General features: G+C 40.7%; 7 protein-coding genes and 1 rRNA gene. 6 read left to right on the plus strand and 2 right to left on the minus strand.

Translation table 11 applies throughout. The annotated features are described in order from the left end of the window. The first annotated feature begins 2 nt into the window (after positions 1-2). On the plus strand, positions 3-350 hold the full coding sequence (locus tag AAZO_RS36690; protein WP_228371485.1) for a hypothetical protein: 348 nt from the start codon (positions 3-5) through the stop codon (positions 348-350). Positions 351-552: 202 nt separating this feature from the next. Here AAZO_RS36690 and AAZO_RS36695 read toward each other — a convergent pair whose 3' ends face one another. Further along, positions 553-735 carry a hypothetical protein gene (locus AAZO_RS36695; protein ID WP_228371486.1) on the minus strand — a complete coding sequence of 61 codons (183 nt, stop codon included), beginning with the start codon at positions 733-735 and terminating at the stop codon, positions 553-555. On the opposite strand from AAZO_RS36695, the gene AAZO_RS36700 reads away from it, so the two are divergent. Together AAZO_RS36700 and AAZO_RS36705 are read left to right on the plus strand one after the other, a co-directional pair. After that, positions 734-1,771 (plus strand): hypothetical protein, encoded by a 1,038-nt coding sequence (locus AAZO_RS36700; RefSeq protein WP_228371487.1) that lies wholly within the window; start codon positions 734-736, stop codon positions 1,769-1,771. The two genes, AAZO_RS36695 and AAZO_RS36700, sit on opposite strands and share 2 nt — an antisense overlap. Continuing rightward, positions 1,692-2,165, plus strand: a complete 474-nt coding sequence (locus AAZO_RS36705) for a hypothetical protein (protein ID WP_228371488.1) — start codon at positions 1,692-1,694, stop codon at positions 2,163-2,165. Before AAZO_RS36700 ends, AAZO_RS36705 begins: the two co-directional genes overlap by 80 nt. Positions 2,166-2,760: 595 nt before the next feature. Here the strand turns inward: AAZO_RS36705 and AAZO_RS03760 are convergent. Next, positions 2,761-3,711: an NAD-dependent epimerase/dehydratase family protein gene (locus tag AAZO_RS03760; RefSeq protein ID WP_013190228.1), complete on the minus strand. Its 951-nt coding sequence runs from the start codon at positions 3,709-3,711 to the stop codon at positions 2,761-2,763. A gap of 401 nt (positions 3,712-4,112) precedes the next feature. On the opposite strand from AAZO_RS03760, the gene purD reads away from it, so the two are divergent. From purD to AAZO_RS03775, 3 genes are all read left to right on the plus strand, one after another. Continuing rightward, entirely contained in the window at positions 4,113-5,399 is a 1,287-nt protein-coding gene (gene purD / locus AAZO_RS03765; RefSeq protein WP_013190229.1) for a phosphoribosylamine--glycine ligase, read from the plus strand. A gap of 156 nt (positions 5,400-5,555) precedes the next feature. After that, the gene (gene nblS / locus AAZO_RS03770) at positions 5,556-7,565 is read left to right on the plus strand and encodes a two-component system sensor histidine kinase NblS (RefSeq protein WP_013190230.1); all 2,010 of its coding nucleotides are present in this window, start codon (positions 5,556-5,558) and stop codon (positions 7,563-7,565) included. Positions 7,566-8,279: 714 nt separating this feature from the next. Continuing rightward, positions 8,280-9,769: ribosomal RNA gene (locus AAZO_RS03775) — 16S ribosomal RNA — on the plus strand. The last annotated feature ends 99 nt before the right edge of the window (positions 9,770-9,868 follow it).

The raw sequence follows: 9,868 nt of genomic DNA on the forward strand, positions 1-9,868 counted from the left end.
AATTGCAGAAGTTAACTATTAATATCGCTACTAATTTAACTAATACTCAAAATCAAAATTTTGTATTATCGACTCGGGCTTTATTTCCCTATTTAGTTTTGATGGTGGTACTAACAAATAGTTTACATCGTGCTAATAAAGCAAATTTGGTGATCTTTGGCGTGCAGTTAAATGTATTATTTGGGGTATCCTTGACAATTTTAGCGATAATTAGTCCCACAGTGCGATTACTGAATCTTCTCTTCTCTACTATTACCCTAGCTACTATCACCAAACAACGCTTTTATTCTAGTATCTTATGTATATCTGACTCACGTTACAGGAGTAATAGCGCTTTGTTATACTATTAATTGGTGGTCTCCTAATCTCAGTTATGAAATTTGGGCAACATTTTTATTAGGTTTGATAGTAGGAGAATGGATATTTAGCTGGACAGAAACTATCTGGAAAAATAGTGCCTGGTATATTGATTTAGGTTTAGCTACTGTCAGTCTTTTCCTACTTATGGATAAAAGCGGAAGCATTTTGGTATGCTAATATCACTAATGCCGATTATTCGCGTACTGTTTGGTTAATTACACCTTTAACACTCACCGCTTTAGAAAAGCGTAGCAGTGACACTAGCCGCAGTACCAGAATTTTTGTCACTGTGATAGCTGTATTATAAGCCCAACTTTTAACCCTTCCATTAGCAGGAAATAGACTAATTGGTTTCGCAGTAGGAACTGCTGTCATGTTTGTCAATACTTGCTATTCACGAAATCAAACAACTATGGGAACTACCATCGGTTTAGGGTTGAGTTTAATAGTTGCCTCATTATGGCAAATTTTCCCAGATCTAGGGTTATCAGGTTGGTTAATAGTATATGCCTTAGCCATTGTCAGTTCATGGGTAGCGAGGAAATTACTATTTAACAAAACTCAAATTTATGCCTTAGGCGCTGACAAATGGGCGATCGCACTCTCTATCCTAGAATTATTTAGCATCACTATAGACTCCTTCCTCATTTATGCAGGGGATAGAAGCCCCAGTATTTGCTATCCAACTGCCACACTAATAACTCTAGCACCAATTATCTATCGTAGTTGCCAACAACCATCTAATTGGGCATTTTATAGCATCGGCTGGTGTTTAGAATTATTAGTCACCGAAGTTCTCAGATTTTGGCAACCATCTATTATTAGTATTACTATTGCTAATATTGCCCTTGGGTTAAAAACTCAATTGTTTGGAGAATGGTGGCATAGGAGATATCAAATATTACCCCCTAGCTTTAATATCATATCCCTCATCTCTGGTGTATTTAGCAACATCTTACGAATTAATAACTTCTGCGAATGGACAGGTTTTTCTTCCTTGAGTATAGCCTTAATTTCAATTAGTATAGGACGCAGAAAAGAAGAGTGTAAAGCCCTACTTTACTTTGGTATAATTGGTGTATTCATTTCTGCTTATCAACTCCTATTCTATCAACTTTCTGTAGTAAAAGGAGGTGCAATTGGTGATATTCTAATCGCTATGTCCGCTTTAGTTACTAGCATCATGTATGTTTCCCGCATCCTTCACCCTTGGTTAATTAGCTATTTGCGACTTACACCAGAAGAACTACAAAATATTGCCCACTTATACTGGATTGGGAGTAGCAGTTTATTTTTATTTGCCATTACAATTCCTATTCAAAATAACCTTTATGCTTTATGTAGGAATAGGAACAGGAATATTTTTAACCCGCTATGCAATATGCCAAGGAAGACGAAACAATATTCATGAACCTGCACAAAGTATTGGAAAGATAGGTGTAGATGAAATTTTGGTTTACCTGGGTTCGATGGAATTAGGAATCACAAGTTTATATTTACAAGACTTATCAATAGGACGCTTTTTTACTCAACAAAAATTAGTTCCTTGGAATGGTGCGATGACTTGCTTATTTTCCTACTTCCTTTACATCTTACCTTGGGATACTTTAGGTTGGTTAAAAACTCCTTGGCAAATAACAGCATACATCTTAGCATTAATCATTCTAGGATTAATCCAACAAAAAATTTATCCCATCACCTTAATAATTGCAGCCGGATATTATATCGTTCTTGCCACAACCAAAAGACAACCACAGTTTACCTACATTAGTATCATCTTAATTCATTGGGGCTTATTTAACTGATTTCAAGAATTAAACCTCAAAGATACCTTATGGTATATCACACATATCGGACTATAAATACTATATAATATTGCCCAGATAGACCCACAACTAAAACTACCACAATCAAAATAAATTCGTCATATTGTACGAACAATCGGCAGTGATTTAATTTGTAGTTGGGGGTTACTTTTTCATCAAAATTTACCTCTTATCCCCACTATTCTTAGCCTCATCACCATCTTTGCTGGACTAGCTTTGTGAATACGCGCATTTCTCTATATTGGTACAGCCACTTTTCTCAGCAGCAGTAGTTATCAGTTAGTAATATTTAGCCCCCGCTATTCCTTCTTAAAATGGATTGTAGGTTTACTAGTCGGTATTATCTTAATTTACATAGCAGCCAACTGTGAAACCCGACGCACCCAAATAAACGGTCTACTTCGTAGTAGCAGCAACAAATTTCAAGAATGGGAATAAGACTAATTAAAAATTAAAATTAAGACTTAAGATAGCCCCAACCTCTCAAAGAAGCTAGGGACTTACATCATCAAAAGCTATTCTTTCTTCCTTTTTATCTTTGCGTCTTTGCGAGAGACTAATTCTTATCTCCTCCCTACAAATACAACGACTTCACCCACTCCCATTCCTGCTGCAAACCCTCCCTCAGAGAAATCCGTGGCTCATAACCCAGAATTTTTCGCGCCTTAGATACATCTGCAGCTGTGTGACGCGCATCTCCCATAGCTTTTTCAATATGGTTACGTTTAATAGGCTTGCCAACTATTTCGGACATTGTATCCAGCACTTCAGCCAAAACCACCCTACTACCACCACCAATGTTAAAAATCTCGCCCACCGCTTCTGGTACAGTAGCAGCAGCTAAATTAGCAGCAACAGCATCACTCACAAATGTAAAATCCCGTGTTTGTTGTCCATCACCATACACAGGAATAGCCTCATCCTCTAAAACAGCTTTAAAGAACTTATTAAATGCCATATCTGGCCGTTGCCTAGGACCATAAACAGTAAAATAACGCAATGAAACAAAAGGTACACCAAAGTTTTTTTGATATAGTCCACACAACCTTTCAGCCGCTAACTTTGTAATACCATACGGTGAAACAGGTTTAGGATGAATTTCTTCATTTGTCGGTAGAGTTTCGGCATCACCATATATACTAGAAGTCGAAGCAAAAACTAGTCTTTTCAAATTTCGAGCATCCTTAGCAGCTTCCAACAAAACTTGTGTAGTATTAATATTTCGTTCAGTGTAAGCCCGAAAGCCCTTACCCCATGAACTTCTGACCCCAGCTTGTGCAGCTTGGTGATAAATTATCTCCACATTTTGGCAAATTCCTGGTAACTCTAAAAATCGAATATCCCCTTCAATTAAAGTAAAATTAGACAAATTTTGAAAAGTAGCAATATTTTTTCGTTTCAAAACTGGATCGTAGTAATCATTAAACTCATCAATGCCAATTACTTCTTCTCCCCGTTGCAATAAAATATCAACCAGGTGAGAACCTATAAAACCAGCAGCCCCAGTAACAATAATCTTAGCCATGTTGTTTATTTTTGATATTTCTTTCTGAATTATTTAGCAGCCTCATATTCATACAAATTTCCTATGAAGATACACCTTATTCCTCACTACAGAAACTTTAGAGATTTCGTTTATACAAAATCTGTTGGATGGAACTTCACATACAATTGCTATAACTATTAATAAATTAAGCTAAATTGTCATTAATTTTTAAGCACTGATTTGCAGCCTACTTAAAAAGTAGAAAACTTCATGAAATGTTTACATTTTTAACTGATTGTGATTAATTTCGCTTTGAAATTATTGTTTTGCGTTCCCCATTCTCTGTTATAACACTTGATTAGTGGCATAATTAATGAAAAAATTGATCTCCGAGTAGCTTTAAGGCATTTGCTGTTTGCAAGGGACACACGAGGAAATAAGTGAAGGTTTTAGTTGTCGGTAATGGGGGACGTGAACACGCTCTAGCGTGGAAACTGCTGCAATCGAATAAAGTTGAGCAAGTTGTCTGTGTACCAGGTAATGGAGGTACAGCAACTCTGGAACGCTGTCAAAACTTGCCCTTAGCGGTAGATGATTTTGAAGGCATCAGTCAATTTGCCTTAAAAAAGGGTATTTCCTTGGTAGTAGTTGGTCCAGAAGTGCCTTTGTCCAATGGAATTACAGATTATCTCCAAAATCAAGGACTCATGGTATTTGGACCGGTTAAAGCAGGAGCGCAAATTGAAGCTAGTAAAGCTTGGGCTAAAGCTTTAATGCAAGAAGCCGGAGTACCAACAGCTACAGCTGCAGTATTTAGAGAGTCCGCAGCAGCAAAATCATATCTCCAAGCACAAGGAGCGCCAATAGTTATTAAAGCTGACGGCTTGGCCGCTGGCAAGGGTGTGACAGTGGCTGAAACTATTGAACAAGCAGAAAGCGCCATTGATACCATTTTTCAAGGACAGTTTGGTAGTGCAGGCAATTTTGTGGTCATTGAAGAATGTTTGCTAGGACAAGAAGTTTCGGTTTTAGCACTTACTGATGGGTTAACAATTCGTCCATTACTACCAGCCCAAGATTATAAGCGAATTGGAGAAGGTGATACAGGAGAAAATACCGGAGGCATGGGAGCATACACTCCTACACCTATCGCTACACCAGAGTTAATGGCGCGTGTGCAAACAGAAGTTTTAGAAAAAACTATTACCGCTTTAAGAAACAGGGGTATTGACTATCGAGGAGTTTTGTATGCTGGTTTAATGGTTGCACCCAATGGCGACTTTAAAGTTTTAGAATTTAACTGTCGCTTTGGTGATCCAGAAACCCAAGTAATTTTACCATTGCTGGAAACCCCCTTAGAAGATTTAATCTTGGCTTGCATCGACCAACGTTTACGAGAAATGCCACCTCTTGCTTGGAAGGAAGGTGCAGCGGCTACAGTAGTGGCTGCTTCAGGAGGTTATCCTGGAGATTATGAAAAAGGTAAGATCATTACTGGGATTCAAAAAGCAGAAGCAGCCGGAGCCATTGTGTTTCATGCCGGCACCAAGTTGAACTCAGCCCAACAAATCATTACAGAAGGTGGTAGAGTGTTGAATATAACTGGGACTGGCGAAAATTTCCAAGAGGCGATCGCTCAAGTTTATACTGGCATCAAACACATTCAATTTCCAGGCGTATATTACCGTAGAGATATTGGTCATAGAGTCCTAAAAATTGAGACCTGAGTTAGCTTAATTAGTAGTTCTTCTATCTCTCCACCCTCCCATCTTTCCATATTTCCTATTTCTCCCTAACACCTTTACTGAATTAGCTGTTAATTTTTAAGTTGTTGGGGGAGAAAACAAAGAACTACTAACAACTATATTTTAAGTCTATTTAAGATGCTGGCTTTTTTTACAACAATCCGAGATGCGATTACTCATTGGTGGTATGAGTTCACCCTGCAAACCAAACTCTTAGCTGTCGCTACCCTGGTGGTTTCCCTGGTAATGAGTGGGCTGACATTTTGGGCAGTGAATACAATTCAGCAAGATGCACGTCTCAATGACACCCGTTTCAGCCGCGACCTGGGATTACTACTTGCTTCTAACGTTGCTCCACTCATCGCTGATCACAATCTTACAGAAGTTGCCCAATTTTCCCAACGTTTCTACAGCAGCACATCCAGTGTGCGTTATATGCTTTATGCCGATGAAACAGGAAAAATCTTTTTCGGCATTCCATTCTGGGAACCAGAAGTAGAAAACTCCCTCACCATCAAACGGAAAATGCAACTACCAGAAGATTATCCCAGCGATGATGACCAGCCAATCGTACGCCAACATACAACCCCAGACGGCATAGTTACAGATGTATTTATTCCCTTAATAGTGGATAAAAAATACCTGGGTGTGTTAGCTATCGGCATCAACCCCAACCAAACAGCAGTTATTTCCACCAACTTCACCCGTGATGTCACCATTGCAGTCTTTATCACAATTTGGGTGATGGTGATATTAGCAGGAGTAATCAATGCCTTAACTATTACTAAACCCATTAAAGAACTACTCGTAGGAGTAAAACAAATTGCTGCAGGGAATTTTAAACAGCGAATAGACCTCCCACTAGGAGGAGAACTAGGAGAACTTATTTTCAGCTTTAATGAAATGGCAGAGCGTCTAGAACGCTATGAAGAACAAAATATTGAAGAACTGACAGCCGAAAAAGCAAAGTTAGAAACCTTAGTTTCCACCATTGCAGATGGAGCAGTATTGATTGACAATAATATGCAGATCATTTTAGTCAATCCCACAGCCAGACGCATTTTTGCTTGGGAAGGAGTTGATGTTGTCGGTAGCAATTTACTTCACAACTTACCTCAAAGCATACAAATAGAAATCACCCGTACCTTATACAAAATGGCCGCCGGTGAATGTGAAAGTGCGGAATTCCGCATCCCGCTCCAGCAACCCACCAAGCGCACAATCCGCATTCTCTTAACAACAGTCCTCAACCTGCAAAGAGAAAGTATCAAAGGTATTGCTATTACAGTTCAAGACATCACCCGTGAAGTAGAACTGAATGAAGCCAAAAGCCAATTTATCAGCAACATTTCCCACGAACTACGCACACCTCTATTTAACATCAAAACCTATATTGAAACTCTGCATGACTACGGTGAAGACTTAGGTGCAGAAGAACGCCAAGAATTCCTCGAAACTGTTAATCATGAAACAGACAGACTTACCCGCTTAGTTAATGATGTTTTAGACTTATCAAAACTTGAATCCGGACGCACTTATAATTTTGACGGAGTTGATTTAGGACAAGCATTAGAGCAGACACTACGTACTTACCAACTCAATGCCAAAGACAAAGGACTTGAACTAGTTCAGGAAGTCGCCCCCAACTTACCCTTAGTTATAGGTAATTACGATTTATTACTACAAGTCTTTGGCAACTTAATCGGTAATGCACTCAAATTCACAAAAGCAGGAGGGAAAGTCGCAATTCGAGCCTACCAGCTGCATCCTCACCCCAATTTTGCCTTATCTTCTCCTGAGACAGACTTGGTTGAAACAGAAAACCACACCCACGCAACACTAAACGAACATAATCATCGTTCCAGAGTACGGATTGAAATCAGTGATACAGGAATTGGTATCGCCCCAGAAGACCAACAGGCAATCTTTGACCGCTTTTTTCGAGTAGAAAATCGAGTTCATACCCTTGAAGGCACAGGCTTAGGTCTGTCAATTGTCAGAAATATTATGCAAAGGCATCACAGTCAGGTTAATTTAGTCAGTGAAGTTGGTGTCGGTACTACTTTTTGGTTTGACTTAGACGTATTGGAAGAAAAAATATCACCTACCAAGATAGAAACTGCCAATGCTGATTCTTTAGAAACTTGACACACTAATAAGCAAGCATACGAAATATTACAAATAGTAGTAACAGCCAAGCCTGATAGCCTTTAAACCAATTTTTGATAGTTATACCACAGCTTTTAGCAAAAATCTGTTGTTGTGTTCCTAATGTAATCTCCTCTAAATTCTTGTAAAGCTTACAGTATTTAGCATACGGACGTTTAGGAAAATTACAAATATCATCAAAATGATAGATGCACTTCCCACAGAGATAATCCTCCCCAATAGCTCAGTGCAAGGGAATTATAGGATAATCATAGGCTTTGAGAGTGAGCCGACAATAACGAGAACAATATTATATAGTAGCCAAAACTTGAAGGAAAATATGCAAGTACGAGTAAACGTCCTAATTCTACCCATTGATGCAACAAGAGGATGCTAAGAAGACAGGCAAGATAGCTTTAGTTAATAAAAAAGTAGCCTAAAGCTATATACCATGAGGTTTTTAATCACTGCAACTTCATTCACTCAACCCCGACCAAAAAAAGTTTAAAGAACTGCTTGACAAAAAAGAGAAAGAGTTGGTATATTAATAGAGGTGAAGGGCAAGCGCCTCAACCACTGAACCGAGAAAAGATAATACTTTGAAAGAATAGAGACGACCATTACTCCTCAAGAGATTTGAGATTTAAGAATCCTGGAAAGACAAGTAGAGGATTCAGATACTCGAAAAAAATAGAGCTAAAAAACAAACTTACCAAAACGGAGAGTTTGATCCTGGCTCAGGATGAACGCTGGCGGTATGCTTAACACATGCAAGTCGAACGAAGTTCTTAGGAACTTAGTGGCGGACGGGTGAGTAACGCGTGAGAATTTGGCTTTAGGTCGGGGACAACCACTGGAAACGGTGGCTAATACCGGATATGCCGAGAGGTGAAAGATTTATTGCCTGAAGATAAGCTCGCGTCTGATTAGCTAGTTGGTGGGGTAAGAGCCTACCAAGGCGACGATCAGTAGCTGGTCTGAGAGGATGATCAGCCACACTGGGACTGAGACACGGCCCAGACTCCTACGGGAGGCAGCAGTGGGGAATTTTCCGCAATGGGCGAAAGCCTGACGGAGCAATACCGCGTGAGGGAGGAAGGCTCTTGGGTCGTAAACCTCTTTTCTCAGGGAAGAAAAAAATGACGGTACCTGAGGAATAAGCATCGGCTAACTCCGTGCCAGCAGCCGCGGTAATACGGAGGATGCAAGCGTTATCCGGAATGATTGGGCGTAAAGGGTCCGTAGGTGGTACTGTAAGTCTGCTGTTAAAGAGCAAGGCTCAACCTTGTAAAAGCAGTGGAAACTACAGAACTAGAGTGCGTTCGGGGCAGAAGGGAATTCCTGGTGTAGCGGTGAAATGCGTAGATATCAGGAAGAACACCGGTGGCGAAAGCGTTCTGCTAGGCCGCAACTGACACTGAGGGACGAAAGCTAGGGGAGCGAATGGGATTAGATACCCCAGTAGTCCTAGCCGTAAACGATGGATACTAGGCGTGGCTTGTATCGACCCGAGCCGTGCCGGAGCTAACGCGTTAAGTATCCCGCCTGGGGAGTACGCACGCAAGTGTGAAACTCAAAGGAATTGACGGGGGCCCGCACAAGCGGTGGAGTATGTGGTTTAATTCGATGCAACGCGAAGAACCTTACCAAGACTTGACATGTCGCGAATTTCGGTGAAAGCTGAGAGTGCCTTCGGGAGCGCGAACACAGGTGGTGCATGGCTGTCGTCAGCTCGTGTCGTGAGATGTTGGGTTAAGTCCCGCAACGAGCGCAACCCTCGTTTTTAGTTGCCAGCATTAAGTTGGGCACTCTAAAGAGACTGCCGGTGACAAACCGGAGGAAGGTGAGGATGACGTCAAGTCAGCATGCCCCTTACGTTTTGGGCTACACACGTACTACAATGCTACGGACAAAGGGCAGCAAGCTAGCAATAGCAAGCAAATCTCATAAACCGTAGCTCAGTTCAGATCGAAGGCTGCAACTCGCCTTCGTGAAGGAGGAATCGCTAGTAATTGCAGGTCAGCATACTGCAGTGAATTCGTTCCCGGGCCTTGTACACACCGCCCGTCACACCATGGAAGTTGGTCACGCCCGAAGTCATTACCCCAACCTTTTGGAGGGGGATGCCTAAGGTAGGACTGGTGACTGGGGTGAAGTCGTAACAAGGTAGCCGTACCGGAAGGTGTGGCTGGATCACCTCCTTTTTAGGGAGACCTAATCCATTTAGAAATCGAACACATTCTGTTATTCTGTAATTAGATTCTGAATTGGTCTATCCTAGGTCGGTGGAGATTGGTTGAAAA

The organism is 'Nostoc azollae' 0708 (assembly GCF_000196515.1).
In the GTDB taxonomy this organism is placed as follows: Bacteria; Cyanobacteriota; Cyanobacteriia; order Cyanobacteriales; family Nostocaceae; genus Trichormus_B; species Trichormus_B azollae.

Bases quoted from the DNA above. Each gene is read 5' to 3' on its own strand.
- AAZO_RS36700 (WP_228371487.1), top strand. From the start codon at position 734: ATGTTTGTCAATACTTGCTATTCACGAAATCAAACAACTATGGGAACT.
- AAZO_RS36695 (WP_228371486.1), bottom strand. From the start codon at position 735: ATGACAGCAGTTCCTACTGCGAAACCAATTAGTCTATTTCCTGCTAAT.
- AAZO_RS36705 (WP_228371488.1), top strand. From the start codon at position 1,692: ATGCTTTATGTAGGAATAGGAACAGGAATATTTTTAACCCGCTATGCA.
- AAZO_RS03760 (WP_013190228.1), bottom strand. From the start codon at position 3,711: ATGGCTAAGATTATTGTTACTGGGGCTGCTGGTTTTATAGGTTCTCAC.
- nblS (WP_013190230.1), top strand. From the start codon at position 5,556: ATGCTGGCTTTTTTTACAACAATCCGAGATGCGATTACTCATTGGTGG.